Annotated in this window: 30 protein-coding genes; 18 read left to right on the forward strand and 12 right to left on the reverse strand. The window is 58.3% G+C overall.

Annotated elements, in window-relative coordinates; all coding sequences use genetic code 11:
* Window positions 1-299: 299 nt before the first annotated feature.
* On the reverse strand, window positions 300-1,400 hold the full coding sequence (locus KQ933_RS10585) for an acyltransferase (protein ID WP_216758725.1): 1,101 nt from the start codon (window positions 1,398-1,400) through the stop codon (window positions 300-302).
* Window positions 1,401-1,815: 415 nt separating this feature from the next.
* On the opposite strand from KQ933_RS10585, the gene KQ933_RS10590 reads away from it, so the two are divergent.
* The 3 genes from KQ933_RS10590 (at window position 1,816) to KQ933_RS10600 (ending at window position 2,876) form a co-directional block, all read left to right on the forward strand.
* Complete coding sequence (locus KQ933_RS10590; protein WP_216758726.1) at window positions 1,816-2,091, forward strand: hypothetical protein; 276 nt, start codon at window positions 1,816-1,818, stop codon at window positions 2,089-2,091.
* 38 nt (window positions 2,092-2,129) lie between these two features.
* A complete protein-coding gene (locus tag KQ933_RS10595) occupies window positions 2,130-2,399 on the forward strand; it encodes a hypothetical protein (RefSeq protein WP_216758727.1) in 270 nt (89 codons plus the stop codon).
* Window positions 2,400-2,666: 267 nt separating this feature from the next.
* The gene (locus KQ933_RS10600) at window positions 2,667-2,876 is read left to right on the forward strand and encodes a hypothetical protein (RefSeq protein WP_216758728.1); all 210 of its coding nucleotides are present in this window, start codon (window positions 2,667-2,669) and stop codon (window positions 2,874-2,876) included.
* Window positions 2,877-2,915: 39 nt separating this feature from the next.
* Here KQ933_RS10600 and KQ933_RS10605 read toward each other — a convergent pair whose 3' ends face one another.
* Together KQ933_RS10605 and KQ933_RS10610 are read right to left on the reverse strand one after the other, a co-directional pair.
* Entirely contained in the window at window positions 2,916-3,422 is a 507-nt protein-coding gene (locus KQ933_RS10605) for a hypothetical protein (protein WP_216758729.1), read from the reverse strand.
* Between the two features lie 64 nt (window positions 3,423-3,486).
* On the reverse strand, window positions 3,487-3,891 hold the full coding sequence (locus KQ933_RS10610) for a hypothetical protein (protein ID WP_253958317.1): 405 nt from the start codon (window positions 3,889-3,891) through the stop codon (window positions 3,487-3,489).
* Between the two features lie 286 nt (window positions 3,892-4,177).
* Between KQ933_RS10610 and KQ933_RS10615 the strand changes: the two genes are divergently transcribed.
* The 3 genes from KQ933_RS10615 to KQ933_RS10625 all read left to right on the forward strand — a co-directional run bounded on the left by KQ933_RS10615 (window position 4,178) and on the right by KQ933_RS10625 (window position 6,753).
* Window positions 4,178-4,480, forward strand: a complete 303-nt coding sequence (locus tag KQ933_RS10615; protein ID WP_216758731.1) for a hypothetical protein — start codon at window positions 4,178-4,180, stop codon at window positions 4,478-4,480.
* Window positions 4,481-4,543: 63 nt separating this feature from the next.
* Window positions 4,544-6,142, forward strand: coding sequence for a hypothetical protein (locus tag KQ933_RS10620; protein ID WP_216758732.1), 1,599 nt, complete (start codon window positions 4,544-4,546; stop codon window positions 6,140-6,142).
* 146 nt (window positions 6,143-6,288) lie between these two features.
* Window positions 6,289-6,753, forward strand: coding sequence for a hypothetical protein (locus tag KQ933_RS10625; RefSeq protein ID WP_216758733.1), 465 nt, complete (start codon window positions 6,289-6,291; stop codon window positions 6,751-6,753).
* A 157-nt stretch (window positions 6,754-6,910) separates the two neighbouring features.
* On the opposite strand, the gene KQ933_RS10630 is transcribed toward KQ933_RS10625, so the two are convergent.
* Window positions 6,911-7,882, reverse strand: coding sequence for an acyltransferase (locus KQ933_RS10630; protein WP_216758734.1), 972 nt, complete (start codon window positions 7,880-7,882; stop codon window positions 6,911-6,913).
* Between KQ933_RS10630 and KQ933_RS10635 the strand changes: the two genes are divergently transcribed.
* Window positions 7,863-8,180: a hypothetical protein gene (locus tag KQ933_RS10635; RefSeq protein ID WP_216758735.1), complete on the forward strand. Its 318-nt coding sequence runs from the start codon at window positions 7,863-7,865 to the stop codon at window positions 8,178-8,180. The genes KQ933_RS10630 and KQ933_RS10635 overlap by 20 nt on opposite strands.
* Here the strand turns inward: KQ933_RS10635 and KQ933_RS10640 are convergent.
* Window positions 8,168-8,431, reverse strand: coding sequence for a KTSC domain-containing protein (locus tag KQ933_RS10640; RefSeq protein WP_216758736.1), 264 nt, complete (start codon window positions 8,429-8,431; stop codon window positions 8,168-8,170). The genes KQ933_RS10635 and KQ933_RS10640 overlap by 13 nt on opposite strands.
* A gap of 247 nt (window positions 8,432-8,678) precedes the next feature.
* Between KQ933_RS10640 and KQ933_RS10645 the strand changes: the two genes are divergently transcribed.
* Both KQ933_RS10645 and KQ933_RS10650 read left to right on the forward strand, forming a co-directional pair.
* A complete protein-coding gene (locus KQ933_RS10645; RefSeq protein ID WP_216758737.1) occupies window positions 8,679-9,368 on the forward strand; it encodes a GntR family transcriptional regulator in 690 nt (229 codons plus the stop codon).
* A 33-nt stretch (window positions 9,369-9,401) separates the two neighbouring features.
* Entirely contained in the window at window positions 9,402-10,076 is a 675-nt protein-coding gene (locus tag KQ933_RS10650; protein ID WP_216758738.1) for a GntR family transcriptional regulator, read from the forward strand.
* 83 nt (window positions 10,077-10,159) lie between these two features.
* Here KQ933_RS10650 and KQ933_RS10655 read toward each other — a convergent pair whose 3' ends face one another.
* The gene (locus tag KQ933_RS10655; RefSeq protein ID WP_216758739.1) at window positions 10,160-12,049 is read right to left on the reverse strand and encodes a bifunctional sugar phosphate isomerase/epimerase/4-hydroxyphenylpyruvate dioxygenase family protein; all 1,890 of its coding nucleotides are present in this window, start codon (window positions 12,047-12,049) and stop codon (window positions 10,160-10,162) included.
* Between the two features lie 232 nt (window positions 12,050-12,281).
* Here KQ933_RS10655 and KQ933_RS10660 point away from each other — a divergent pair, with 232 nt between their 5' ends.
* The 7 genes from KQ933_RS10660 (at window position 12,282) to KQ933_RS10690 (ending at window position 16,822) form a co-directional block, all read left to right on the forward strand.
* The gene (locus KQ933_RS10660; protein ID WP_216758740.1) at window positions 12,282-13,112 is read left to right on the forward strand and encodes a transporter substrate-binding domain-containing protein; all 831 of its coding nucleotides are present in this window, start codon (window positions 12,282-12,284) and stop codon (window positions 13,110-13,112) included.
* A gap of 110 nt (window positions 13,113-13,222) precedes the next feature.
* Complete coding sequence (aroQ, locus tag KQ933_RS10665; protein ID WP_216758741.1) at window positions 13,223-13,675, forward strand: type II 3-dehydroquinate dehydratase; 453 nt, start codon at window positions 13,223-13,225, stop codon at window positions 13,673-13,675.
* A complete protein-coding gene (locus KQ933_RS10670) occupies window positions 13,672-14,340 on the forward strand; it encodes an amino acid ABC transporter permease (RefSeq protein WP_216758742.1) in 669 nt (222 codons plus the stop codon). Before aroQ ends, KQ933_RS10670 begins: the two co-directional genes overlap by 4 nt.
* 7 nt (window positions 14,341-14,347) lie before the next feature.
* Window positions 14,348-14,992 carry an amino acid ABC transporter permease gene (locus KQ933_RS10675; protein ID WP_216758743.1) on the forward strand — a complete coding sequence of 215 codons (645 nt, stop codon included), beginning with the start codon at window positions 14,348-14,350 and terminating at the stop codon, window positions 14,990-14,992.
* A gap of 73 nt (window positions 14,993-15,065) precedes the next feature.
* Window positions 15,066-15,794: an amino acid ABC transporter ATP-binding protein gene (locus KQ933_RS10680; protein WP_216758882.1), complete on the forward strand. Its 729-nt coding sequence runs from the start codon at window positions 15,066-15,068 to the stop codon at window positions 15,792-15,794.
* Between the two features lie 18 nt (window positions 15,795-15,812).
* Window positions 15,813-15,998, forward strand: a complete 186-nt coding sequence (locus KQ933_RS10685) for a hypothetical protein (protein ID WP_216758744.1) — start codon at window positions 15,813-15,815, stop codon at window positions 15,996-15,998.
* Complete coding sequence (locus tag KQ933_RS10690) at window positions 15,995-16,822, forward strand: shikimate dehydrogenase (protein WP_216758745.1); 828 nt, start codon at window positions 15,995-15,997, stop codon at window positions 16,820-16,822. Before KQ933_RS10685 ends, KQ933_RS10690 begins: the two co-directional genes overlap by 4 nt.
* Window positions 16,823-17,616: 794 nt before the next feature.
* Here KQ933_RS10690 and KQ933_RS10695 read toward each other — a convergent pair.
* Complete coding sequence (locus tag KQ933_RS10695; RefSeq protein ID WP_216758746.1) at window positions 17,617-17,937, reverse strand: hypothetical protein; 321 nt, start codon at window positions 17,935-17,937, stop codon at window positions 17,617-17,619.
* Window positions 17,938-18,232: 295 nt separating this feature from the next.
* On the opposite strand from KQ933_RS10695, the gene KQ933_RS10700 reads away from it, so the two are divergent.
* Window positions 18,233-19,179, forward strand: a protein-coding gene (locus tag KQ933_RS10700; protein ID WP_253958318.1) for an IS630 family transposase whose coding sequence is annotated in 2 segments (ribosomal slippage) — window positions 18,233-18,571 and window positions 18,574-19,179 — 945 coding nt in all. Because the reading frame shifts where the segments join, the coding sequence is not laid out codon by codon here.
* An 855-nt stretch (window positions 19,180-20,034) separates the two neighbouring features.
* On the opposite strand, the gene KQ933_RS10705 is transcribed toward KQ933_RS10700, so the two are convergent.
* The gene (locus KQ933_RS10705) at window positions 20,035-20,370 is read right to left on the reverse strand and encodes a hypothetical protein (protein ID WP_216758748.1); all 336 of its coding nucleotides are present in this window, start codon (window positions 20,368-20,370) and stop codon (window positions 20,035-20,037) included.
* A gap of 306 nt (window positions 20,371-20,676) precedes the next feature.
* Between KQ933_RS10705 and KQ933_RS10710 the strand changes: the two genes are divergently transcribed.
* Window positions 20,677-22,596 carry an adenylate/guanylate cyclase domain-containing protein gene (locus KQ933_RS10710; protein WP_216758749.1) on the forward strand — a complete coding sequence of 640 codons (1,920 nt, stop codon included), beginning with the start codon at window positions 20,677-20,679 and terminating at the stop codon, window positions 22,594-22,596.
* Window positions 22,597-22,923: 327 nt separating this feature from the next.
* Here the strand turns inward: KQ933_RS10710 and KQ933_RS10715 are convergent, their stop codons facing one another.
* The 4 genes from KQ933_RS10715 to KQ933_RS10730 all read right to left on the reverse strand — a co-directional run bounded on the left by KQ933_RS10715 (window position 22,924) and on the right by KQ933_RS10730 (window position 25,466).
* Complete coding sequence (locus KQ933_RS10715; protein WP_216758750.1) at window positions 22,924-23,463, reverse strand: DUF995 domain-containing protein; 540 nt, start codon at window positions 23,461-23,463, stop codon at window positions 22,924-22,926.
* A 224-nt stretch (window positions 23,464-23,687) separates the two neighbouring features.
* The gene (locus KQ933_RS10720; protein WP_216758751.1) at window positions 23,688-24,083 is read right to left on the reverse strand and encodes a hypothetical protein; all 396 of its coding nucleotides are present in this window, start codon (window positions 24,081-24,083) and stop codon (window positions 23,688-23,690) included.
* Window positions 24,084-24,825: 742 nt separating this feature from the next.
* Complete coding sequence (locus KQ933_RS10725) at window positions 24,826-25,080, reverse strand: hypothetical protein (protein WP_216758752.1); 255 nt, start codon at window positions 25,078-25,080, stop codon at window positions 24,826-24,828.
* A gap of 176 nt (window positions 25,081-25,256) precedes the next feature.
* Window positions 25,257-25,466, reverse strand: coding sequence for a hypothetical protein (locus tag KQ933_RS10730; protein ID WP_216758753.1), 210 nt, complete (start codon window positions 25,464-25,466; stop codon window positions 25,257-25,259).
* Window positions 25,467-25,476 lie beyond the last annotated feature (10 nt).

Consider the following 25,476-nt stretch of genomic DNA (forward strand, 5'->3'; position numbering starts at 1 on the left):
ACGCCCCCCGGAGCGAACTAAAGACCGCATTGTATTTCGGGACGCGATGATCGCTAAAACGGAAAAAGGCCTCGCAGATACGCGAGGCCCCCAATCCGGGCATAACATTCATAGGCGCGATCAACATCGTTTGAGTTGGCGAAGCTCGCAATATGCAACTTTTCACGGTATAAAATGAGGGCTCAATCCGCCATGTCGTCGTCCGGTGACATTGGAACCGACACATCGATTAGCCTTTGTCGGCTAAAACGGGATCACAAGCCGCACCATCATTTCAAATCCCGGATTCCTGATCGGTATCACACCGGCGCTTGCTGAGCACGAACTGACAGTTGCTTCCCGAACCGCTGGAACGGCTGTTCGATCCACCTGTAAGACAGGTAGGAAAGGAAGACCGTGCCGAGAACGGTGATGATCAGCAGCGATAAAGCGTGCATGATCGGCTGCTCTATTCCAGCATCCTGCAAAGCAGCCATTCCGATCGTGAGCGGGATCATGTGCGCCAGATAGACGGAATAGGACCTCTCCCCGATCCACAAGGCGATCGGGCTGGTCAGCATCTTCGAAAACCTCGACTCATATCCATTGGTGTGCGCCATCACGCAAGCCGAAACGGCAACCCAGATCGAGATCGGAAGCGCGCTGCTCAGCTTGAGGAGGATCAGGGCGCCGATGGCGATGATGGCGACGGCAGCAATTGTTGAGACGGGTATCTGATGTGTTCTTTGCCAGCTGATGAGGTGGTGCGTTGCAATGCCGATCGCGAAGAAGGCGGCATACTTGCCGACAAATCCCATGGGCATGGCCCTGCCTATGAAGGCCAGAACCACAAGCACCGCCAGAAGTCCGAGCGCCGCCGTCCATGATCGCCTTGCCGCCAAAAGTGCCAGAATGGCAAAGGGGGCGATCAGGTAAAATTGCCATTCAAGCGAAATGCTCCAAGCCTGACCAAGGAACGCAAACTCGCCTTGGGGAATGATGCGATTGGGAATGAGGCTATGAAGCGCGGCGATATGGGTGGCGATGTTCGGCCAAAAATTGGCGATCGACGAAGCGAGAATGTCCGCTCTAGCCTCTTTCATCGCCCCAGCGGGCGCATCCTGCCAAACGGAGGGCAAGAGCAGGGCCACGGCTATCGATGCTGACAGATAGACCCAATAGACGGGGAATATGCGCAAAACCCGGCGTGCGATGTAAATGCCGTAAGGCTCGCGAGACCGGTCGATCAAGGCGGCGATCGCAAACCCGCTGAGGATGATGAACACATCGACTGCTTGCCGGTTGGACAGGTTTGCCGGGATGTGTGGGATGGAAAGAAAGATGGACGCGGTAAAATGACCAAGCAAAACCCAAACGGCCATTATCCCGCGAAGTCCGTCATATTCCCTGATGTGTCGCACGTGGGGCTCCCGGCTGTTTCATCTCAGAACACAGCCTTGATATTGCATCGCAACAAAAAAGCATAGTCCAAATTGAGTAATCCCCATACTCCACAATCTTGCGGCGGTATCACAGCACCGTTGCGGATGACGGCATCGCTGAATCCGGCATTTCTGTCGCGTCGACAATTGCGGGCTGTTTACTGGTCTGAGATCAGCGCCTCTGAGCAACCATTCGGGCGTTGTCGATGGTACCAAGCTCACCGAACAGTCTGATAAAGAAAGTTCCGCGATAGATTCTTCAAATATCCGCACGGCGGACCAGAAGATCCCAATAATTGGTATGCGCTTGAACACTATCAAGCCTTTTATTCTCTAGGGATTATTGAGGTTCCAAGATAGACGTATCTCGATACTTAATGTCCCGAGTCTCGCCATGATGGACCCTCAACTGCTTCGCGTGCTCTCCCTGATTAAGGAAGAGGGCTCTCTTTTCGTGTTCGAAAACTGTGATCCGGATGAGGAGTTCCCCGGCATATCGAGAGCGGAGGATGGCGGTCTCGTATCGCGTCACCTGAGTTCTGCCGGCGTGTATTTCGAGTTCACGGCAGCTGGCCGCGAGATCATGGGAATTCCACCGACTTTTGGCGACAGGCTTGTGCGGTATCTGCAGGCGATCGGTATTCTTCCGAGGCCGAAAGTCAGAGCCTGATGCATTCACAGCCCACGACCCCGTCATCAAGTGATGGGGTGCCTGATGACAAACTGTCTGCAATTCCTGATCGCCGTATGGCGGAAAAACCCACAGATATTCAGCGGGACATTCTTGAGGGGCCGCTCGATGACCGCGAGCTGATTTTCAGCGACATCCTCCATCGCCACGGCCAACTCGGGTCACTTGCCGTCAAAACCGATAGGATCAAGCGTTTGAGAGAGCGTGGCCTGATCGCGCTGGAGAGATCCGAAGCTGGCATCGGCTACTATGCTATGATCGACAAAGACTGGCTGACGCTGTGGTAAAGCCGCACGTCATAAGATATCATTGGCCGCGAATGGCCCGCCACGCGTCACTGGTTTGCGAGCAGGATGTGACGGTCGTTATATCTTTTAACGGAAAGCCGGACTAGGAAAGTCGGGAAGAATCCAGGTTCGTCTCCTGCTGATTTTGCAGCATCAGCAGCGGGCAAGTGAGAGTGGACAGCAGGAAAGTCCAGTGGAACTTGCGGACTGCAACCGACTGAAGAAAGCCGCTGCTCAGGTGAAAAGCTCGCCTGCTGACGACACTCTATGAAACCGCTGCATTACCTCTTGATCATCTTCGTTGTGCCGCCGCTCATTGCGCTTGCGCTCGGCATTATTTTCGTCATCGCGACGTCGCGCGATGATGAACGGCCGGACCCGCGTCCAACTGGAACGCTCGGGATCAAGAAAGGCGGCAGGATCGGCAGCCCCAGCGATACGCCGGCACTTCCCCGATCCGGCGGTGACTTTCGATAGTCTTGCCGAAAGTGGGGACGCGCCCTCGCCCCATCGCTGTCAGCGCTGGTTCAGCGCGAGCCTGATCCTGTAGAAGTTCTCAGCGTCCGGCTTGGCCTTCACGTCGCATTGCTTCGTGCCGACTGCCACGGTCGCGATCTCACGGACATCGGTGCTCAACCAGATCGGCGCCTCGCGGGTATAGGAACGGCCAGGCAGCGCGCGCCAGTTGGCGTAGAAAATCCCCACCTCCTGGCCGGCTGCATTGAGGAAACTCGCGACGACGCAGACCTGATCGTCGTCTTCGGGGTCTTCGTTCCGCAGCGTGATGCGGGACGTGACGGAATTGGTCTCCGGGTCCGAGCGGAATGAGAAACTGTAATATTGCGGCCGCTTCCAATCCCACTTGTCCTGGACGATTTCGCAAAAACCATCCTCGACATCAAGGCATTGTTGTGCCGCGTGAACGCGCCAGACGTAATTTACCCAGCCATCCTCATTGGGAACGGGAGATTGGTCACTGGTGAGCAGGCCTAAGGCAATGGAGAGTTGCTTGAGAGTCGGCATGCCCGATGCTGACTAAATTTGCTGCAGCGCGCAAGACGTCCGCGCATTCTCCCGCCGCTCCCGGTCAGGATTTCCGCGCCAGCGGCGGCAGGGGAACGAATGGATTGTCGGGATCGTAGCTCATCTTCGGCTTGCCCTTGCCGGTCTTCAGCAATCCCGGCGCAAGCTGGCCCTTGGGTCCGAAGAGATAAGCGCTTCCCGCGCAGAGATGGGCAAGCGCACGGTAGTCGAAATAGCGGAAGGTGCTGTCAGCAAGGAAGGCAGCTTCGTTATAGGCCTTGCCCTTGATGTCTGCAAAGCCAGTCTCGGTCATATAGGAATAGAGGGCTTTCTTGTTGAGCGACGCGCCGCTGCAGAGTTTGCCGAGCGCATCCGCTAGCTTCACGACCCTCAATGTCTGGGCATCCGAGTTCGCGAGCGGCTTCATCGCCTCCGCGACATAATAATTCGTCGCCGGATCGTTGGTCATGGATTTCTTCCAGGACGCCGGCATCTCTTCCGCCGTCGCAAAGCCCGCAGAAGCAATCATGAGACTTGCGGCGAATAGGCAGGATCTGAAACTATGGGCCAAGATATCCCCCATCTGGGCAATTCAGATTGGCTTCGATTCGCAATGCAATACAAGGTCAAATTTTGGGCGCCCGGGTTGAAAACTCCGGTCAAGACGTGCCAGCCTCAAGTTTAGTTTTCAACCATCGCGGCTCCAACTTCGCGACATGCACTGAACCCGGTGCGAACACGAAGGGAAACAATCGATGAGCAAATTCGACATCTATCTGAGCCGCAGCGGCACGAACGCAATCTCGGGCGCAAGCCTGCCGATTTCGCTGGCCGATATCGAGGGCCACAATAACGCGGACGCAACCACGACGGCACTCGCCGTGCCGGTCGAAGCCGTCAGCGACGAGCAGTTCTGGACCGTGACGGCCACTGATGCGGCAATTCGCGTCGACTTCCGCACGCCTGTCACCGCGACCACCGGCTGGTTGGTTCATGCCGGCGAAACGCGCTATTTCGGCGCCCGGATCGGCCAGTCGCCCTCCGTTATCCTCGCCTGACCCTGGATCGTGGGCAGTTCGCCGTCTCTTTCACTACAGCGATTAACAAGGAGAGCATTCACCATGCTTGGCCTTTCTCTCGGCTTGTCCCTTGGGACGTCCACAAACACCTCGAACAGTGGCGGCGGGGTTGAACCCAACCGCTACATGTTCTTCGCCTCCCGCACCCGCATGCCGTCGGGCTTCCTGATGCCCGCGGCAAGCGGCCTCAACTACTTCGCAAGCAAGCTGAAATTTGGAAACGCGCCCTACAAGACGCGCGGCTTCCGCTTTCACTTCTCGGGCTTCGCCCTGAACGAGGGCTTCGGCCCTCAGGAAACGATTCTGCCCGGCAATGACGTCGTGATCGACGGCGTCGATCTCGTCATTGGCGGCGCGGCCTATCCTGCTGTTTTCAGCGGCAGCCCCGGCGTCACGATTGCGTCGGGCACGAAGGGCGCCTGGTGCGATTTCCCGACTGCGCCCGCGCTCGACGCCGAGGCGGATTTCATCGTCATCACCCGATGGCATGTGAACGCCGGCCAGAACTTCGTCGGCCCCTACCGCATCCAGAAACATCGCGGCGAAAAATTCTGGGCCGCCGCCGATCCGTCAGCACTCCAAGCCCTTGTCGGCGCTGACGCTCCCGTCACGCCTTCGCTCGATGTCTTCTATGCCGTCCCGCCCGGCAATCAGACGAATTCCCAGCAGATCTGCTACGGCCCGGACATGATGGTCGCCAAAGGCGAATGGGATGGCCGGCCCGTGGTTCTCGGCACCACCGATAGTATCGGTTACGGGCGCCAGGAGGTCTCCGCCACTGCCGATATCAGAGGCAATCTCGGCTGGGAAAGCAAATGGCTCGATGCCGATGGCGGTCTTGGCCGCATTCCGCATATGATCATCGGCTGCCCCTCGGCCCAGTCGGCACGGGAATTGACGACGAGCGCCTTTCTACGCTGGGATATCCTTGACGACATCAAGGCCTTCAACGGTGGTAAATACCCGTTCACTGTCGTGCTTAACCAGATGGGGACGAACGACAACAACACCACCACGTCGACCTGGAAATCTCGCATGACGGGCCTGATTTCGCGCATCAAAGCGCGGCTCGGCATCGACATGAAGGTGATCCAGTGCACCATCCCGCCGCAGAACAGCTCCTCGACGGCCTTTGCGACTTCGGCGGGCATCACCGTCAACGCTGCAACATGGATCACCGGGCGCAACAGCATCAACGGCGATATCCGCAGCAATAATGGCTTCGGCCACGACGGCTATGTCGACGTCGACCAAGCCTGGACCGACTATCCCGCAAACCCTGACAAGTTCCGCGCCGCCGTGGATCTCGGCCAGTTTGGCACGATGCTGTCCTACACGCCGGGCGATAGCGTTTCGGTTCATCCCTCCGGGATCTTGAATGCCGAAGTGAAGGTCGGCGATGTCATCCTTGTCGAGTACCAGCCAGGACTATACGCCAACCGGGTCGTCTTCGACGTCACGAACCTGGGTGACGGGACATATTTTGTAACCTTCGCCAATACCTACAACACGGCATTCCAGGCAAATGCCGTTATCTATTGGGCAATCACCCCGGAGGGCGTTCATCCGCACCCCGGTTACATCGATCACTGGATTGTGCCTCGTCTGTCCCAATCGGAAAAAGCACGACTGGCGCTCTAGATCCGCCACTCGCTGAACGATGACAGATCCAGCATTGGTCAGCTGACTTTTTTTGGACCTTTGACGCCCGGCCGGAGCTCCCGATTTACGTGCATTTTGCAACCTGATAAAAAGTTCATTCAGGTCGGGTACATCTTGGACAGAATATGGCCGATTCCGTTAGCGAGTCTGCAGCAATACCCGCTGCAAGGGGCGATCGTCTCTTGCAGCGGCCGTCAAAACCACGTTTTCTGAAATGGTTCGGCAGGCTTCTCAGCAACCTTCTCGCTGCTGCGACAGGTCACTTTCAAGACCCGGACGGACCGGCAGTCGTTGCTCCAACTTCCGAAGATTGGGACAAGGTGCGCTCGTGGATGAACGAAATCCGCATGAGCGTCTTGTGGCAACCGGCGGGAATCATCGAGCTTGGCCCGCTGGAGTACGACGAATTGGCCGAGGAACGGCACTTCCGTTTGGCAAAACAGAATGGCCTTGTGACATCAACGGCGCATTTTGACCTCACCGCAGATTGGCACCACATCGAGATCACTGAAAAAGGCAGGAGCTTCCTGATGGCATCCGTGCCTTTGACGACCGGATCGCCTCCGCGTAATCCACATCAGGCGCTTTGACGGCACCGCTACCGCTCTCTTAACCGGGATGAAGCCCGGCGGCGGCGTGGAGCCTCGCATCAAAGGCGCCAATGCCCGCGGCAGTGGTTGCCTAAAGCGTCGCGAGCGAATCTGAGAGATCGCGACATGCTTAGGCATCAGGGCCGAAAGCTCGCGTTCAATCAACGGGAGAGGCAGCGCGAAAATCTCCATCTTCGATTCGTCGAAGGTGGGGCGAGATCGTCCTGGATCCAAAAAGGAAACAAACCGTGAGGACCGTTGCGCCAATCCATATCAATGTTCCAGGCGGCGACAGGCCAGCCACCTTTGTGATCACGAATGTGAACAGCAAGATGAAGATCGGGTGATAAATATAGATGCCGAGGCTATCGTCTCGCCCCATCTCGGCAAGGCGTGCCGGCAGTACTTGCTTCATGGATATAGTCGCGCCAAGGATGCCGGCTGCCATGAACAAAGTGCTGAACAGGAACTGTGCATCGCGCGCTGCACCGCCAAGCCCCTTGATCACAAATATCTCTGCGATGCACAGAGCCGCGGACACCAGAAGCAGTAGTGTATAAAAGCGGCTTTCGCCGTGCCTACGCAGCCAGACACCAGCCATGATGCACGGCACACCGATAAAGGTCCTGAAAATCAACAATATATCAAAACCACGATGTTTCAATGAAAACATATAGTTGATCCCGATATATCCTATCAGCACGAACGCGGAAAAAGCGACAAGCGGCCTGTAGGCGTCAATCTGCCTGAAAGCGGGTATCACCACAAACGCGACAAGCAATGCGCTCAGGTACCACATATGACCTGCCGGACCACGCAGGATGAGCCCCAGGTCAGCGTCCCCGACCCCGTTACGGTAAAGGTAGATCGGCAGATAGATCGCAAATGCCAGGCCATAGAGCGACGCTATGCGCGCGATGCGAGGCACGGTGATGTCAGGAAAACGTCGTCCTCTATCGGCAAGCAGATAGCCCGTGATCATCAGAAACACCGGGACGCACCAGCGAAGGAAGCTTTGCAGGACGTCGACGGCTAACCGCGGTAACTCTGGAAACGTCCCAACGTGGAGCGAAACAACGCCAACGGCTGCGATGAGTCGAAGTGCATCAATGTTTGTGTCTCTGGACATTACAATCTCCGCATCTGCAAGGCTATCTATTCAGACGAGGAATAAGGTCAACCGTATTGACGGAATAAGTTATCCTGCACAGACCGTCATCGCTCCTGCATCAATAGAAAGCCTGCGAAGATATGTGGTGATGTCGGCTGCGACCATTCATCCACCGCCATCAGGAAAACCGGTTGCGGCGGCAGAGAACCTCTCTAAATATGCCAAGGCTCCTTCGCAAAACCGACAAAAATATCCAGCTTGCGTCACGGAAATGGTTTCAGTCTCACTCGAACGGCGAGCAAATTACGACAATTGACCGCGCTTACCGACGACTATGCGAAGCAGTTTCTGGGCACTTCCTTGCGCGCCTTCGACTGAACGCGGAAACGCATCGCGGATATGGCGCGTGTAATACCAGCCAGGCGACGTCGCCGTGATCAGGTTTTCGTAGACGACCGGCGGCACGTTGAAATACCTGCGATTGCCCTTGAGGCGAATCTCGATGTCGAGGACTCCGGTTGACGGATCGTAGGCAACGGATTTCACGAGCTTTGACGAGAGTTCCATTGTTGCTCCTATGCTGCATCGCACAATGGAAACATTCCTGATAAGATAGTCAAGCATTTGTAAGGTATCGGGACACATTACCTCACAAGCCTTGCCTGACGTGAATGCCGCTCTAACAGGACTGCATCGGCAGACGACCGCTTTGCAGCATTTTGCCACGCCTCCCTTATCGCCAATTCCATTTCCCATTGAACCTGCCAGAGTTCTCCCGCTATATAGGAGAAAACGCAAAATCTCGGAGAGACTCATGCGGCAGGACGATATCGAGGAAACTGTCGCCGAGAGCGGTTACAGGCAGATCAGGGCCGATATCATCTTCGGGCGGCTTGCGCCCGGGCAGAAGCTGAAACTCGAAAATCTCAAAGGCACCTATGAGACCAGCGTCAGCACCCTGCGCGAAATCCTCAACCGGCTGACGTCGGAAGGGCTTGTTGTCGCCGAAGGGCAGCGGGGCTTTGAGGTGGCGGGGGTTTCCGTCGCGGACCTGCGCGAGATTGCTGCACTTCGCCTGCTCCTGGAAGAACATGCGCTGGAGCAATCCTTCGAGCAGGGCGATGTGGAATGGGAGGCGCAGCTCGTCTCGGCCCATTACAAGCTGGCGCGCATGGAAAAGGTCATGGCATCGGGCGATACAGCCCAAGCGGAGGACTGGAAGCGCTATGACTGGGAGTTCCACCAGGCACTGATTGCCGCCTGCGGCTCGAGGCTCCTGATGGAGACGCACTCGGCCGTTTTCGACAAATATCTGCGTTACCAGATGGTGGCGCTCTCCTATCGCGGCGGGGTGGCCGAAGAAGAGCATAAGCAGCTGCTGGAAGCGGCCCTGCAGCGCGACAGCAAGACGGCCAAGACGATCCTGCAGCGCCATATCGAGGGCGGTGTCGAACATGCGCTCGGCAGGGGCCTGCTTTCGACCCCGGCGAAGCAGGCGAAATAGACCATGGCTGGCCCGCGCAGGACAGAAAAACAGATGCTCAAGACCACGGCCGAAGCCTCCGAAACCATCAGCGACGTCGTCTTCCGGCAGATCCGGCAGGATATCATCTCGGGTGCGCTGGCGCCGGGCGCCAAGATCAAGCTGGAACAGGCCAAGGAGCATTATTCGATCAGCATCTCCTCGCTGCGCGAGATCCTGAGCCGCCTTGCCATGGAAAACCTCGTTCTCGCCGAAGGCCAGCGCGGCTTCGAGGTGAGCCCGGCTTCGCGTAAGGAGCTCGAGGAGCTTGCCGATCTCAGGACCGTGCTCGAAACCCACGCGATCGGCCTCTCCTTTGCCGCCGGAAACCTGGAATGGGAAGGCCGCATCGTCGCCGCCCATCACAAGCTTGCGGCGGCCGAAAGGAAGCTGCTCGCGGGGGATGCGTCACGCACCGTCGACTGGGTGCGCTATGACTGGGAGTTTCATCAGGCGATCGTCTCTGCCTGCAATTCGGCGACGCTGATGGCGACGCTGTCATCGGTGTTCGACCGGTTTCTGCGCTATCACATGCTGGCGCGGAGCTTTCGCGGGCAGGCAGTGGTGGATGACCACAAGCTGCTGTTCGAGCTGGCGCTGAAGCGGGATATTGAGGGCGCGCGGGCGGTGATACGGCGGCATGTGCAGAGTGGGGTGCAGCATGTGCTGACGAGTGGAAGGATTGGGTGAGAGTGGGATCGTCCTTCGATCCTGCCAGACTAATCGTGTTGTGCCCTCTGGCCCCCCCGCCTTACGTCAAGCAGACCCAGCCCTTACCCCGCATCCTTCGGAATCCCCTCCGGCCGCATCTGCTTCTTCAGCGCGGCAATCCTAAAAATCGCATTCGCCGCCCCATAGCCGCGATAGCTCCGCCGCTCCACCACCTCGAAGAAGAACCCCTCCCCATAGGTCCCGCTGTAGAGCTGGAAATACTCGCCGTCCCCATCGCGGTCATAGAGAATGTTCTCCGCCTTCAGCCGCTCGGTCAGCTCCGGGTCCAGCCCGAAGCGGGCTTCGACGTCGTCGTAATAATTCGGCGAGATCGGCAGCGGCTTGAAGCCTTTGGCGCGCAGGCGTTCGGCGGTCGCGAAGATGTCCTCGGTCGAAAAGGCCAGATGCTGGATGCCCGAGCCGAATTTTTCGGCGATGAAATGGCCGGCGAGCGTGCGGCGGTTTTCGGCGCCGTTCATGGTGATGCGCAGCGTGCCGGCCTCGTTTTCGATCACCTGGCTGCGCACCACGCCGGAGGGATCGATGATATCCACCACAGGGGTTTTGCGGGTCTCGAAGATCGAGGTGTAGAAGAGCAGCCAGGTCAGCATCTCGTCATAGGAGACGGTCTGGGCGATATGGTCGATCTGTAAGAGGCCGGCATCTGCAGCGTCGCCCTCCTCCGCGACAGGCTCGAAATCGATCTCGGAGAAACGGCCGAGCGGGCTCTTCTCGTCGATGAGATAGATCAGCCCGCCGCCGACGCCGCGGATGGCAGGCAGCTGCAGCTCGCCCTCGGCCACGGCCTGGGTGAATGGTTCGGCATCGAGCGCCAGCGCGCGGGCGTAGGCCTCAGCGGCATCATCCACCACCAGCGCCATGGCATAGGCGAAGGTGCCGTGCACGGCATAGGCGGCATTGGCGAAACCGGCGGGATCGACATTGATGAGGATGCGGATGTTGCCCTGCTGGAACAGCGTCACTCTCTTGGAGCGATGCACCGCCACCTTGCGAAAACCGAGCGCTTCGAGAATGCCGATGAGTTCTACCGCCTCCTCATCGTCAGTGGCAAATTCGATGAAGCCGACGCCCTTGACGGCGGCCCGCGCCGGCATCTCCACGCCGATCGGGGTGTCGACCTTGCGGCGGATCTGGTCGGCGAGATAGATCAGCGAGCGGTGGCCGTCTGCGGCAATCGCCCGTGTCGAGCCACCGCGGAACTGGTCGTTGAAAATCTCCAGCGAGAAGAAGCCGTCATAGCCTGTCGAGGCGACGGCCTCGGTAAATTCGGTGACGGGAAGATCGCCCTCGCCCGGCATGTTGCGGAAATGCCTGGACCAGTAGAGCAGGTCCATATCGATCAGCGGCGCATCGGCGAGCTGCACGATGAAGATCTTTTCCTTGGGGATGGAGCGGATGGAATTGATGTCGATCCTGCGCGACAGCGAATGGAAACTGTCGAGGATCAGCCCGACATTCTCGTGATCTGCACGCCGGACGATCTCCCAGGCATCGCGATGATCGTTGACGAAGCGACCCCAGGCGAGCGCCTCGTAACCCACCTTCAGCCCGCGCTTGGCCGCCCTCTCCCCCAGCTCGCGAAAATCGGCCGCCGCCCGGTCGATACCGCCAAGGGCGGCCTGCGAGACATTGGAGCAGACGAGCACCATGTCGGTGCCGAGCTCCTGCATGATATCGAACTTGCGTTCGGCGCGGTCGAAGGTGCGCCCCCGCAAACTGTCCGGCATGCCCTCGAAATCGCGGAAGGGCTGGAAGAGCGTGATGGTGAGGCCGAGATCCCGCGCCATCTTCCCCACATCGGCAGGGCTGCCATCGAAGGCCAGGAAGTCGTTCTCGAAAATCTCCACGCCGTCAAAGCCGGCCCGCGCAATCGCCTCCAGCTTTTCCGGCAGCTCGCCCGAGATCGTCACAGTCGCAATCGAGGTCTTCATATCAGGCAATCCTCCTCGTTCAGGCCGCTTTTCGGCTGAGGCCGGCGACCCTCCTGACGGCATTATGGCGAATGTCGTGAGGATTTCAATTCAATTGACCAAATGAAAAGTCTCATATGATTTTCAAAAACTATGTTGATTTATGGCTTCCCCTCTGGCAAACATTGTTGCGAACAGTCGGGAGAGGATGACTGTGGGCCGTTGTAACGGCATCAAAAGGAGGAGAATTCCAATGCTGAAGTCTTTGCTGACGCGGCGTGGCGCCATGCTGGGTGCTGCCGCTCTCGTGGCCGCCATCGGGCTTGCAAACCCGGCCGCGGCCGTCACCCCGGAAGAAATCAAGGCCCGCGGCAAGCTGATCGTCGGCATCCAGGGCGATAACCCGCCATGGGGCTTCGTCACCAGCGCCGGCAAGCAGGATGGCCTGGATGCCGATATCGCCACCCTCTATGCCAAGGAGCTCGGCGTCGAAGTCGAATTCGTGCCGCTGGAAGTGAACAACCGCATTCCGGCGCTGACGACCGGCCGTGTCGACGTGCTCTTCGCCACCATGGCCATGCTGCCGGACCGCGCCAAGGCCGTGCAGTTTTCAAAACCCTATGTCGCCAATGCCATCGTGCTGATCGGCGCCAAATCCGCCTCGATCAAGACCAATGAGGATATGGCAAACCTGACGATCGGCGTCGCCAAGGGTGCCGCGCAGGATACACAGGTCACGAAGAACGCGCCGCCCACCGCCACGATCCGCCGTTTCGATGGTGACGCGGCAAGCGTCCAGGCGCTCGCCTCCGGCCAGGTGCAGGCGCTCGGCGGCAACATCTTCTACATGGACCGCGTCGAAAAGGCCCGCCCCGGCGAATTCGAAAACAAGCTGGAATTCCAGAAACTCTACAATGGCGCCTGCACGCGGCTCGGCGAAAAGGAAATCAACGCCTCGATCAATACGTTTATCGACAAGATCAAGGCCAATGGCGAACTGAAAAAGATCTACGACAAGTGGATGAAGGTGCCGGTTCCGGAATTCCCGGAAAAGCTCGAGGGCATTCCGTTTACGGCGGGCTGAGCGACAGGTTTCCAACAATCCGATTACCAAGGCGGGCATTTCGATGCCCGTCCACGTCACCCCTATGCCAAGACCAAGCCTGAAGCCCAGCCCCGTTTGAGGTGCGCGACATGACCAGAACCATCTTCGTCCTCAACGGACCGAACCTGAACCTGCTCGGCGAGCGCGAGCCCACCATCTACGGCTCCACGACGCTTGCCGATATCAGGCAGATGTGCCTCGCGAGAGCAAAGACCCTCGGCTTCGAAATCGACTTCCGCCAGACGAATTTCGAAGGCGAGTTGGTGGAAAGCATCCATCAGGCCCGAAAGGAGGCCTGCGGCATCATCATCAATCCCGCCGCCTACACCTTCACCTCGGTTGCCCTGCTCGATGCCCTGAAAACCTTCGATCCGCCGAAGATCGAGCTGCATATTTCCAATGTCCATGCCCGCGAGGAGATCTACCATAAATCCCTCGTCTCGCGCGTCGCCACCGCCATCATGATCGGCTTCGGCGCCCGCGGTTACGAGCTGGCGATCGAGGCTATGGCCGGTATGGTGGGAGCGGCGAAAGCGGCATGAATTATCAACTGGATTTCACGCCCGTCATCGACGGGTTGCCGAGCCTGCTGCTCGGCTGTCTCGGCACCTTCCTGCTGGCGATCTGCGGCATGGCGCTTGCCATCGTCATCGGCGTCGGCGGCGTGGCGCTCAGGGATTCGCATATCAAGGCGGTGCGTTTTCTGGTGATCGGCTTCGTCGAGCTCATCCGCAACACGCCCTTCCTGGTGCAGATCTTCTTTCTCTTCTTCGCCTTGCCGCTGATCGGCATCCGCCTCGATCCGACGCCGACGGCGATCATCGCGCTCGGCATCAATGGCGGCGCCTATGCGATCGAGATCATCAGGGGCGGCGTGCAATCCATTCCCAAGGGTCAGATGGAAGCGGGCCTGGCGCTCGGCCTGCACAAGGCCCAGGTGTTCCGGCTGATCATCCTGAAGCCGGCGCTGAGGGCCATCTACCCGTCGCTGACCAGCCAGTTCGTGCTCTTGACGCTATCGACCAGCATCTGCTCGGCCATCTCGGCCTATGAGCTGACCTCGGTGGCGCAGCGCATCGAATCCGACAGCTTCCGCAGCTTCGAGGTCTATTTCACCGTGACCGTGTTCTACCTCGTCATTTCCTGGCTGATGATGCGCCTCTTCGCGCTCTTCTCGGCCCGTTATTTCACCTATCCGGTCAAGTGAGGGCACCATGGGCAGCGAAGAATTCATCTTCCTTCTGATCGGCCTTAAATGGACCGTTCTTCTCTCCGCCGTCGGCTTCGTCTGCGGCTGCATTGCCGGCCTTGCCGTGGCGCTGGCCCGCACCTCGGGCATGCCGTGGCTGGAGCGACTGACCTCAGCCTATATCGCCGTCTTCCAGGGCACGCCGCTCCTGATGCAGCTCTTCGTCACCTATTACGGGCTGGCGCTGATCGGCTTCAAGCTCGATGCCTGGGAAGCGGTGGCGATCGGCCTGACGCTGCATGCCAGCGCCTATCTCGGCGAGATCTGGCGCGGCTCCATCGAGGCCGTGCCGCGCGGCCAGACGGAGGCGGCCAAGGCCCTCAGCCTCAAATATGTCTCGCGCATGAAGGATGTGATCCTGCCGCAGGCAATCCGCATCTCGCTGCCGGCAACGATCGGCTTCCTGGTGCAGCTCATCAAGGGCACGTCGCTCGCCTCCATCGTCGGCTTCACGGAACTGACGCGCGCCGGCAACATCATCTCCAACCAGATCTTCCAGCCGCTGACCGTCTTCGCCATCGTCGGAGCCCTCTATTTCCTGATGTGCTGCCCGCTGACGATCATCGGCGCGCGCCTGGAGCGGCGCTTCAACGCCGCCCATGCACGCTAGGCACACTGCGATCGGAACCAACACCATGACCATAGCAACCGCACCCGCTCTCAACGCCGCCACAGGCGAAACCATGATCACCATGAGCCATGTGGAGAAATGGTACGGCGCCTTCCAGGCCCTGCACGACATCAATATCGAGGTGCACAAAGGCGAGCGCATCGTGCTCTGCGGCCCCTCCGGCAGCGGAAAATCGACGCTCATCCGCTGCATCAACCATCTGGAGACCTATGAGAAGGGCGAGATCCGCGTCGGCGGCATCCTGCTCGGCAACCAGGCCAAGGCGATCGATGCCATCAGGCGCGAAGTCGGCATGGTCTTCCAGCAGTTCAACCTTTTCCCGCACCTGACGGTGCTGGAAAACTGCATGCTGGCGCCGATGCGCGCTCTCGGCGTGACCAAAGCGGAAGCCGAAGAACGCGCCCGCACGCTGCTCGCCCGCGTCAAGATATCCGAACAGGCGGAGAAATATCCGGTGCAGCTTTCCGGTGGCCAGCAGCAGCGCGTGGCGATCGCACGCGCGCTCTGCATGCGCCCCAAGGTGATGCTCTTCGACGAGCCGACCTCAGCACTCGATCCCGAGATGGTCAAGGAAGTGCTGGATACGATGATCAGCCTTGCCGAGGAAGGCATGACGATGATCTGCGTGACCCATGAAATGGGCTTTGCCCGCCAGGTCGCCAACCGGGTAATCTTCATGGCGAGCGGCGCGATCGTGGAAGAAGCCCCGCCGGCGGAATTCTTCACCAATCCGCGCCATGAGCGCACCCGCAAATTCCTCGGCGAAATCCTTCGCAATTAGGATCGGAAGGACGCTGTCATGCCCGAACCGTTTCGCACACGCCCGCTCGAAATTGCCGTCATGGGAGCCGGGCTGATCGGCCGGCGCCGTATCGTCAGCGGCCACGAGGGGCTTGCCGCACTTGAAGTCATCGAGGCGACCAAGCAATCCGCCCGATCAGGCAAGACCGTCTTCCCCAAGAGAGCGGCGGGATCACATCCATGATTAGCGGCACCACACGGCTGATCGCCCATCTCGGCTACCCGACGGAAAGTTTCAAGGCGCCGCTGATCTACAATCCCTATTTCGAGGAACAGGGCATCGACGCCGTCGTCGTGCCCATGGGCTGCAAGCCCAGGGATTACCCCGATTTCCTGAGGCTGCTCTTCCGCCTGTCAAACATCCACGGGGCGCTGATCACCATGCCCCACAAGATCACCACGATGGGCCTGCTGGACGAGATCTCCACCAACGCCCGCGTCGCCGGCTCCTGCAACGCAGTCAAGCTCGGGCCGGATGGCCAATTGATCGGCGACATGTTCGACGGCGAAGGCTTCGTGCGTGGCCTCAGACGCAAGGGCCAGGCAATATCAGGCGCCAGCGCCCTCATGATCGGCGCCGGCGGCGTCGGCTCGGCCATCGCAGCCTCACTCGCCGGCGCCGGCCTCACCCACCTGGCACTCCACGACGACAACGAGGCGGCGCTGGACGGCCTGAAGACCCGCCTCAACACCTGGTATCCGGCCATGCAGGTCACGACCGGCGGGAGTGACCCGGATGGATTCGACATCGTCATCAACGCCACGCCGCTCGGCATGCGCAAGGATGATCCGCTGCCGCTGGATGTGACCCGGCTTTCGGCCGGTACCTTCGTGGGTGAAGTGGTGATGAAGGAGGAGATTACGCCGTTTCTCGCCGCAGCAAGGGAGAGAGGATGCCGGTATCAGGTGGGGACGGATATGCTGTTTGAGCAGATACCGGCTTATCTGGAGTTTTTTGGGTTTGCGACGACGACTGCGGAGGAGTTGAGGCGGGTGGCGCGGTTGTAGAGGGGTAATTTGCGGTTAGCGAAGCGCAAGTCGGCTTGGGACTGAAGCTCTCAGCGCCCCATAACAGGGCGGTTGGGTGGTCCTTTGGGGGATTACTCGTTGTTGACTGCGTAGATGAACAGAGCGGTCCACGCTGAGCCAATTACAAATATCACTGACCAGAGCCACATTGCCTCTTTTAAGGCGCGCTCGTTCTTCCTTAGGAGGCGCAATAACAGAGACAATATAATTAGAGGGTAAATTTGCGGGGCGACTAAAAGAATTCCAACTAACGCCCCCCCCTGAATTGAAGGGCATCCGAAATTACATCATAGATGTTTTGATAATACCAGTCTGGCCAAATTAAAATATTGAATGATATGAAGAAAATGATAAATATTATTATCATTGATTTTCTTATTAGATGTATCTTATTCACGGTTATATCCCGCAGATGACCCAGTTTTATGTTGAATTTTAATGCTTCGTCGAAGCAAAACTATCCTGCGGGCGTCGATATGAAAAATGCCCAATAGCGTGATATGGAATTCAGCGAAGCACTATAGGGCGCTGTGGCATTGTTTTCCGTTCGAGGCTCGCGGCGACATATGGATTTCAAAGGTTGATGGAAGGTTCATGAGGTGATCCGACAACACTTTCAGCCGTGGCAATTTTCGTCCGATAAATCGCAGAAGCTTACGATTATGATGCCCCGAACGTTGAGCCGCCGGCGCCAGATGAGGTCCACGAACAATTGGGGCTGCTAGAATGGTCCCCGCTTAGCACCCGCCGCACCATCATCCTGAGCTATGGATCTAATCGACGGTCTCGACCGAGTCTGAAAAATCCATTATTGAGTTTAGCACCAGAGAATACTCCAGAAGAATATTGTGAGTAAGCTTTCCGTCCTTAACACGGGTGAGTACGCAAGAGACGTTGCTTTGAATGAGGCCGCGGCCTTCAATTTTGCATCGTCCTCGAATTTCATGGGGTTCGCTGCCTGTCAGACGGGCTGCATCAGAAATTCCACGCTCGGGGAATGTAACATTGATCAAGCCGCGATTGTCGTAGAGCAGCAGCGCTAACAACGGGAGTGCCAACAGGACGTAGAATTTTTTCCGTGGGTTGTTGCTCATTGGCTTAGCAGAGAATTTGCCCCCATCGTCCGAACGGTATGGGCCGCCCCCGCCCCATCATCATCTGCTGGTCGTGCGGCTTCTTATCACATGGCAGGTGATATCGCCGTCACGATCCGGGAAGAGGATTACTTCGACTTTGTATCCGAGTTCGATAGCTTCCCGCTCCTCTTCTAAGCACTCGGCAACGAGTTCTTCTCTAGAGCGGGATGATTTTAGATGGAATCGAAAAGGGGATTCCCTTTTTCCCGCAAATCAGCTTCACCATTGAGACCGGTAAAGGAGGCCGGTCTTTATGGCAAAACCTTTTTCCGATGATTTGCGGGAACGCGTTGTCGGCGCGGTGACGCGCGAAGGATTGTCCTGCCGGGCAGCGGCGAAGCGCTTCGGGATTGGCATCAGCACCGCGATCGATTGGGTGCGGCGCTTTCGCCAGACGGGCAGCGCAGCCCCCGGTCAGATGGGCGGGCACAAGCCACGGGCGATTTGCGATACGCATCGGGAGTGGCTGCTCGAGCGCTGCCGCACACGGGCTTTTACCCTGCGCGGGCTGGTCGCGGAACTGGGCGAGCGTGGCCTGAAGGTCGATTACCGCTCCGTGTGGACCTTCGTGCATGATGAAGGGTTGAGTTATAAAAAAAGACAATGGTCGCCGACGAGCGCGAGCGGCCCGATGTCGCCGCCCGACGGAACCGCTGGCTGAAGCATCGCTATCATGTCGATCCGGCCCGCCTCGTCTTCATCGATGAAACCTGGACGAAGACGAATATGGCGCCGCTCCGGGGCTGGGCGCCGCGCGGCGAACGGTTGCCCGGTCAGGCGCCCTTCGGCCATTGGAACACCATGACGTTCATTGCCGCCCTGCGCGCCGACCGCGTCAGCGCGCCATGGATCATCGACGGCCCGATCAATGGCGAGCGGTTCCTGATCTATGTGGAAAAGGTGCTGGTGCCCGAACTCAAGCCAGACGATATCGTCGTGATGGACAATCTGGGCTCACACAAGGCAAAAGCAATCCGCGCCGCGATCCGCAAGGCTGGGGCCAAACTGTTCTTCCTGCCCAAATACTCCCCTGACCTCAATCCCATCGAAAAGCTCTTTGCCAAGATCAAGCACTGGCTACGCGAGGAACAGGCCAGAACTCGCCACGCGATCGACGAGGCCATCGCAGCCATCCTCAAGACAGTTTCACCACAGGAATGCCAAAACTACTTCAAGGAAGCCGGATATGAACGGACTTAAAATCATCCCGCTCTAGTCATTTCGATGTTCCTTCTGTTGTTGAAGAAGCATCATTTTACACCCGATGATCTGGCGAAATAAGAGGGCGACCGTTGGCGACTAGTCGCGATCGTTCAGGGCCACGGCTTGTATGGATAGCAAGCTGCGTTGTCACATAGCGAAGTGCTTGAGGTCCATCTATCGTATCTCAAAGCGCCAATCCCATTGGTTGTCTGCACTTCATATCGAAACAACCACGCGAACATGGCAGCCCAAATGATGCCGACTATTAAAATGGCTCGCCCTATATCCATTCCGCCCTCCTGGATCATTTGTCGATCATAAGAACGGTATTGGCGCAGCGCAAACCCCACCACCCCATAAACGGGTGAGAAATATGGGGCCGCTTCAGTGTGTGTGACCGTGGTTATGCAAAGGCGGATACTTTTATGCTAGATCACTACTTTAGCAAAATCTACTTTGTTAGGCACCAATGCGAATTCGGTGGATGATACTAGTGACCATGACGAGCCTGTTGATGTGGGCCAGTCTGATTGAGGTAGCCTCCGTGCTTCTCCGAGCCACGGTGCGTCAGAACCTGGAAATTGCACAAATCGAGTGCCGGCTTTACCGGAACTTCATCTGAAACCCAACCGCCCCATCATCGTCTGCTGGGTACTCTACATCGTGAAAGACTCAGATCCCCTCCGGCATCTGGCGGTAGCTTTTGGGCTGGTGAACATTCCTCACCTCAAATCAGTCATTCACCGCGCAGACGCGCGGTGGCTGGATCTCTGTGACAAGCACAGAGATGACGGAGAAGAGGTTACCGCCTCGCCGCTCCTGCCGGCAGCTTCCCCCCTCCTCACCCCTCACCTACAACTTACACCCCTTCGAAAGCGCAGCACTCTCCATCGCCGACACTTTCCCCTTCGACACCGCAACCTCGCCTTCCTTGTCCCCGCCGGCCACGCTCCCGATCGGCACGCCGACCAGAAACACCCCGAAAGCATCCCCATTGGCCGCCGAGATCTGCTGCTTCGACAGGTCGTCGAGCTTCTTCTTTTCCGTGGTGTGTTCCTGAGCGATCCGCTCACAGCTGAGATTGGTATAGGCCTGCATCGGGATGTCGGCCTGGACGATGGCGTCAGGTCTTTTCGCGCAGGAGGTGAGTGCTGCGGCAAGAGCCGCGGCGAGAATGATTTTTTTCATGAGATAACCCCAGTTAGCAGCCGATCTCTAGCATTGCCGCCCGCCTGGCGCGAGTAACGCACAAGAACAACCACAGAAGAATTCCGGGGCGCGGCGGGTAGCGCCGGGCAGCCTCTTGTCCGGCAATGGCAGGTCTTCGCCACTTGAGCGCCCGGATGACTGGCCGGATGACTGACTTGTGCGGATCCTCAAAAAGCAGTTAGCTGCGAGCGTTGGGGACGCTCATTCCTGCGCGGCCGGAAAGCCCGGATAGGCCCGGGCAGATGATACGGCGCTGAAACGCGTCCGCTTTTCGAGGGAAAGCGCGTGCACTGGTCCAAACCCCTGAGGTTGCATCTCGGCGTGCTGGTCGTGGCATCGCTGCTCTGCACGTCGATACCGATCATCTGGATGGCGTTCCGCAGCGGAAGCGACGCGGCGGTGCAGGCCGGCGCCCGGCAGATGCGCGAGATGAGCCAGTTGCTGATCGAGGGATACCGCAATACGCTGCAGCGCGGCGTGGAGGCGGTGGCCTTCGCCTCCGCCCTGCCGCAGCTCACCTCCCCGCCCCCGCAAAATATCAGGGCAAAACAGGAATTCTTCCTGGAAGTCCTGCGCAATGTGCCTGACGCCACGAGCGTCTATGCCGGCTACCCTGACGGCTCCTACCTGCAGTTCATCAACACCGGAAGGCAGGATGTCAGGCGCACCCTCGCCGCGCCCGAAGGCACAGCCCTCGCCATCCGCACGATTGCCCGCAGAGACAGCCCCGATCCCATATCGACGCTCCAGTTTCTCGATGGCGAATCGAGCCTGCTCGAGACGCGGGATGTCGACTATGCCTCCTTCGATCCGCGCGAGCGCCCCTGGTATCAGGCCGCCGTCCAGGATCGCGCGCCGGTTTCCGTCGGCCCCTATGTCACGGGAACGCTCAACGTTCCGACGCTGACGATCGCCGCCCCGATGAAGGACGATATCGAGGTGATCGTCGGCATCAACATTCACCTGCAGACCGTCAGCCGCCTGCTCGATGCGCGCTCGATCTCGCCGCGTGCCCGCGCCTATATCATCGATGCCGGCGGCGATCTCGTCGCCCATTCCGATCCCGACATCATGAACAGGATCATCGACATCTGGTCGAGACGCGCCGGCTCCCTGCATGCGACGGCCAACGGCTTCGATACGAGCCTCGCGAAGGTGGACGGGCTGCGGCAGGATCCGGCCTTTGCCACTGGCGGGCTCGCCCGCATCGATCTCGATGGCGAGACCCATCTAGTGCAGATCGCCCCGGTCAGCGTCGACGGCCTGTTCAAGGCAAGTGCCGCCGCCATCATCGTGCCGATGGAGGATCTGGTGGCGGAAGCCAACCGGCTGCTCGTGCGCAACCTGCTGGTCGCGAGCGCCTTCCTGATCGCCGGTGTCGCCGCATCGGTCACACTGGCGCGCATCGTCAGCCGCTCTCTCAATCGGCTGGCTGACGAGGCCCGCCGGATCGGCGATCTCGATTTCGGCGAGAAGCCTCCGACGCATTCCTGGATCACCGAGATCAACACGCTGGGGACCGCACTCGCCGCCAGCCGCCATGCCATCAGCCAGTTTGCCCTCTATGTGCCGCGCGAAGTCGTGAGGCGGATCGTCAACCCCGAAGGGCGAGCGGTCGCCAAGGCCAGGCGCCAGGACGTGACCGTGCTCTTCACCGATATCAGGGATTTCACCACCATATCCGAACAGCATTCGCCCGAAGACGTGGTCGATACGCTGTCGGCCTATTTCGAGATCCTGAACACAACAGCCGAACGCAATGGCGGCACAGTCGTGCAATATCTCGGCGATTCCATCTTCGTCATGTGGAACGCCCCCGTCGAAGATGTTGATCATGCCGAACACGGCTGCCGCTGCGCGCTCGCCATGAAAGCCGCGATCGACGATCTGAACGAGGAAAACAGAGCAAACGGCCGCCCCGAACTCGTCACCCGCTTCGGCCTCCACACCGGCCCCGCCGTCGTCGGCAGCTTCGGCGCGCTCTCGCGCCAGCAATATACGGCCATGGGCGACACGATCAACGTCGCCTCGCGGCTGGAAGGGCTGAACAAGCAATACGATACGTCGATCCTGGTGAGTGCCGCCATCCGCGATGCGGTGGGCGAACGGTTCGAGCTGCGGTCGCTGGGTCTGGTGCAGCTCAAGGGGCGGGCCGAGAAGGTCGATCTCTGGGAGCTGATTGGGGAAAGCGGTGGCCGCAACTGACGTCCATGCTGTCGGGCGACGCTCGGCTTGAGCGGAACCTGCCCGAGCACGAAAAAGCCGCCAACGGATGTTGGCGGCTGATCAGGAGAAAGAATTGAAAAGGGTGTTCCGACTCAAGAAAAGGCACCCTTTTCGCGCTGATCCTGGAGTCGTCAGCCGGACAAAAATAAACCGCCAGATCGCCGCCTTCAATCGGACCAAAGTCCCACCTTTCATATCGGCTCGCCGACCAGCGCATCAGAACCGCCCCGCGCCCCATATTATCTCCCTCCCACGGCCACGCGCGCCCTAACGTCCCGCGTGATCGAAAAGGGAGGCGGAAAATTGCTATTGCGCAGGAAATTTTGCTTCTACCTTTGACGCAGACGCGCTGATCTTGTCGCCCTTTTTGAACTCTTCGTCGTAAACGCGTCCGTCCTGCCACACCCAGAAATAGCCAGGCTTTTTCTGCATTTTCAGTCCAAGGGCTTGCTTGGCTTTCTTTTTGCCGCCATCGGAACCCGGCCCGAACCGAGCTTCCCAACAGCGGTCCGTTGTCGGCTCCCCCATCCCGGTGCTGGTTCTGACATCGTTCGACCAGCAAAGCGCGCCGTCCTTGCTTGTCCAAGTGCCATGTCCGGTCTGAAAGTCGCCCTTGTCACCTTTCCAAACAGCAGTGAATTTCCCATCTGGAGCGAAGTAGGCGCCACAACCTTTGCAGGGCCACAGCCATGACCGTCCAGAGAAGAATTTCTGAATTTCGGAGGCAGGCGCAGGTTGACCGCCGCCCTCAAACGTGAAGTCCGCCCAAGCCGTCGTTGCTGCCAGGTGCGTAACGAGTACTGTCGCTGCTGCCAAGCGAAGTGGCCGATGCAGTAGATTTCCCATGACTCCCTCCCAGGTTGAGGCTGACCCCGCAGTTAAGCCGCTGAGGTTGTTGGCTGTCAATTCGCCAAATGGTAGTACGGAGATCGGATGGACACGAGAAGGTTCGCCAATCGCTCCTCGTCGGCCCGTCAAATGATCACCGTCAGGCGAGGACGCGGGTCCGGCCACATGATGAGCCGCAGCAGGTCGCGGGCGGAGGACTGCCCGAGCTTCGATGAAATAAACTATTCGACCGTCGAGACAGCATGCACCTGCATGTCATCCCGCACTTCATAGAACTTGTTCCCGTCGACATAGATAGCGTGGCAACTGGGCTTCTCGCCTTTGGGGGTCGAGCAAGCCTTGTCGCCCTTGAATGTGAGCTTTGTCTTCACGTCAATCATCTTGCCACCGACATCAGCCTTTCCGGTGATGGTACCCTTCTTCCAACTCCAGACGAGATCAGCGATGACGGGCTTCTCAAAGTCGAAAATCTCGACCTTCACATGCTTGCCGTCGGCTAAGGCTTTGAACTCTTCCATCGTGACTTTCTTGGCCCCGGATGGAAGGTCCATGGCATGCGCATTTCCACCTGATAACGACAACGCCAGCGCACCGATGAACGAAAGAAACTTCCTCATGGCGAGATCCCCTACCCTGGGAAAAGACGGCTAATTTACCATCCGGCGCTAGGCCCTTCAACGAAGCGCACCTCCGCCTTTTTGATAGGGTGACGACATGAAATTTAGGCGCCGGCTAACCCATCGCCCACAGCCCCGTCACGACAAATTTCCGACCGGCGATGAACGCCAATGCCGGTGCTGCCAGATCACTCACAAAAATATGACGAACGCAAGTTCATTGCCAATCATCGAACACCATCAGCGAAAGGGCCGGCAGCGCCATCTTATCGGCTGACCGTTTTTAGACTGCAATCAGCGAACGTCATCGCCCTCCTCACGACAGCGCAAAAATCCTCACCTGCCGCCCGATGCCCCTGTGAAAAATTGACGGGTTCTGTCATTCCACTCACACAGTCCTATATCTTCAACACCGGAGCAGACCACCGCACACCGGGCACCTCCCGCAAATGGTGTCGCAATGACATATGAAGCCGACATGGTGATAGTGTGGGATCAGGTCTCACGAGGAGTAGCGATTGTCTTTCGGGGTAAGCCACACTATCTGGACGGGCCTTTCTCGGACAAAAGGAGCGGGATACGTGCTGCAGAATGGTACTGCACCCGATTGGGATGGCGTGACGCAAAGGTTAAACGACGTCCGGTGCCTGCCCCAATCATCATTTGAGCGAGAACGAATACGCCTACGGTCTGCTCGCTCTGTGACCCTATTATTCGACTGGCCGCAAATTCGACTGGCTGCCTAGCAAAAAGCCTGAACGCGTAACAGGTAATCCATAGCGCAACGTCTGCTGTCATAAATACTCGCCAAGAGCGCCTTCTCCGATTCCGCTGGAAAACAGTTGACCCCGCGTCCTCCGACAATCGCCGTCTGACTGACGAGTTGCCGGGTTATTTTGTCGACTCTGTTTTCGGCGAACTTTAGATTTTTCTTTTGGGAACGTTGATTTTTCATCTGCTTGATTGGCCGGAAAGCCATCTGACTACGGTCATTCATCTGAAAGACTTCCTCCTTTGTTTCGAAGAAAACGGTTTAAGTTGGCGGCGCGGGCTCCAGGACGCTCAGGTGCCGGAACAGAATCACAGACGGACCACGCACGACGTCAACCACGTCCCGTATGCCGGCGAACGACTTCGGCTGCCCCTTAGAGCCACGACCATAAGCAACGGGCGTTATCGGAGTTGCGAGATCCCGAGTTTGATAACCTTGATCAAATCCGTCATCCGCTCGCCGCGGCTATTCTGGTATTCTTCCAAGCTCGGGATACTGAGGGTGGCATCGGCGAGCGCAGAAATATGATTGTCTTGCACAACCTTGGCGCCCAGAGCCCAAATCCGGTCAAAGAGTAGCCGGTCTAATTCTTTATCTGACATATGATCCACTGGCTGCTCC

This window comes from Rhizobium sp. WYJ-E13 (assembly GCF_018987265.1).
Taxonomy (GTDB): domain Bacteria; phylum Pseudomonadota; class Alphaproteobacteria; order Rhizobiales; family Rhizobiaceae; genus Rhizobium.

Coding starts and splice junctions, on each gene's coding strand:
- KQ933_RS10680 (WP_216758882.1), top strand. CDS start 15,066: ATGATCACCATGAGCCATGTGGAGAAATGGTACGGCGCCTTCCAGGCC.
- KQ933_RS10685 (WP_216758744.1), top strand. CDS start 15,813: ATGCCCGAACCGTTTCGCACACGCCCGCTCGAAATTGCCGTCATGGGA.
- KQ933_RS10605 (WP_216758729.1), bottom strand. CDS start 3,422: ATGCCGACTCTCAAGCAACTCTCCATTGCCTTAGGCCTGCTCACCAGT.
- KQ933_RS10620 (WP_216758732.1), top strand. CDS start 4,544: ATGCTTGGCCTTTCTCTCGGCTTGTCCCTTGGGACGTCCACAAACACC.
- KQ933_RS10625 (WP_216758733.1), top strand. CDS start 6,289: ATGGCCGATTCCGTTAGCGAGTCTGCAGCAATACCCGCTGCAAGGGGC.
- KQ933_RS10640 (WP_216758736.1), bottom strand. CDS start 8,431: ATGGAACTCTCGTCAAAGCTCGTGAAATCCGTTGCCTACGATCCGTCA.
- KQ933_RS10600 (WP_216758728.1), top strand. CDS start 2,667: ATGAAACCGCTGCATTACCTCTTGATCATCTTCGTTGTGCCGCCGCTC.
- KQ933_RS10655 (WP_216758739.1), bottom strand. CDS start 12,049: ATGAAGACCTCGATTGCGACTGTGACGATCTCGGGCGAGCTGCCGGAA.
- KQ933_RS10650 (WP_216758738.1), top strand. CDS start 9,402: ATGCTCAAGACCACGGCCGAAGCCTCCGAAACCATCAGCGACGTCGTC.
- KQ933_RS10610 (WP_253958317.1), bottom strand. CDS start 3,891: ATGACCAACGATCCGGCGACGAATTATTATGTCGCGGAGGCGATGAAG.
- KQ933_RS10590 (WP_216758726.1), top strand. CDS start 1,816: ATGATGGACCCTCAACTGCTTCGCGTGCTCTCCCTGATTAAGGAAGAG.
- KQ933_RS10705 (WP_216758748.1), bottom strand. CDS start 20,370: ATGAAAAAAATCATTCTCGCCGCGGCTCTTGCCGCAGCACTCACCTCC.
- KQ933_RS10725 (WP_216758752.1), bottom strand. CDS start 25,080: ATGAATGACCGTAGTCAGATGGCTTTCCGGCCAATCAAGCAGATGAAA.
- KQ933_RS10695 (WP_216758746.1), bottom strand. CDS start 17,937: ATGAGCAACAACCCACGGAAAAAATTCTACGTCCTGTTGGCACTCCCG.
- KQ933_RS10670 (WP_216758742.1), top strand. CDS start 13,672: ATGAATTATCAACTGGATTTCACGCCCGTCATCGACGGGTTGCCGAGC.
- KQ933_RS10645 (WP_216758737.1), top strand. CDS start 8,679: ATGCGGCAGGACGATATCGAGGAAACTGTCGCCGAGAGCGGTTACAGG.
- KQ933_RS10660 (WP_216758740.1), top strand. CDS start 12,282: ATGCTGAAGTCTTTGCTGACGCGGCGTGGCGCCATGCTGGGTGCTGCC.
- KQ933_RS10630 (WP_216758734.1), bottom strand. CDS start 7,882: ATGTCCAGAGACACAAACATTGATGCACTTCGACTCATCGCAGCCGTT.
- KQ933_RS10615 (WP_216758731.1), top strand. CDS start 4,178: ATGAGCAAATTCGACATCTATCTGAGCCGCAGCGGCACGAACGCAATC.
- KQ933_RS10720 (WP_216758751.1), bottom strand. CDS start 24,083: ATGAGGAAGTTTCTTTCGTTCATCGGTGCGCTGGCGTTGTCGTTATCA.
- KQ933_RS10635 (WP_216758735.1), top strand. CDS start 7,863: ATGTTTGTGTCTCTGGACATTACAATCTCCGCATCTGCAAGGCTATCT.
- KQ933_RS10715 (WP_216758750.1), bottom strand. CDS start 23,463: ATGGGAAATCTACTGCATCGGCCACTTCGCTTGGCAGCAGCGACAGTA.
- aroQ (WP_216758741.1), top strand. CDS start 13,223: ATGACCAGAACCATCTTCGTCCTCAACGGACCGAACCTGAACCTGCTC.
- KQ933_RS10675 (WP_216758743.1), top strand. CDS start 14,348: ATGGGCAGCGAAGAATTCATCTTCCTTCTGATCGGCCTTAAATGGACC.
- KQ933_RS10690 (WP_216758745.1), top strand. CDS start 15,995: ATGATTAGCGGCACCACACGGCTGATCGCCCATCTCGGCTACCCGACG.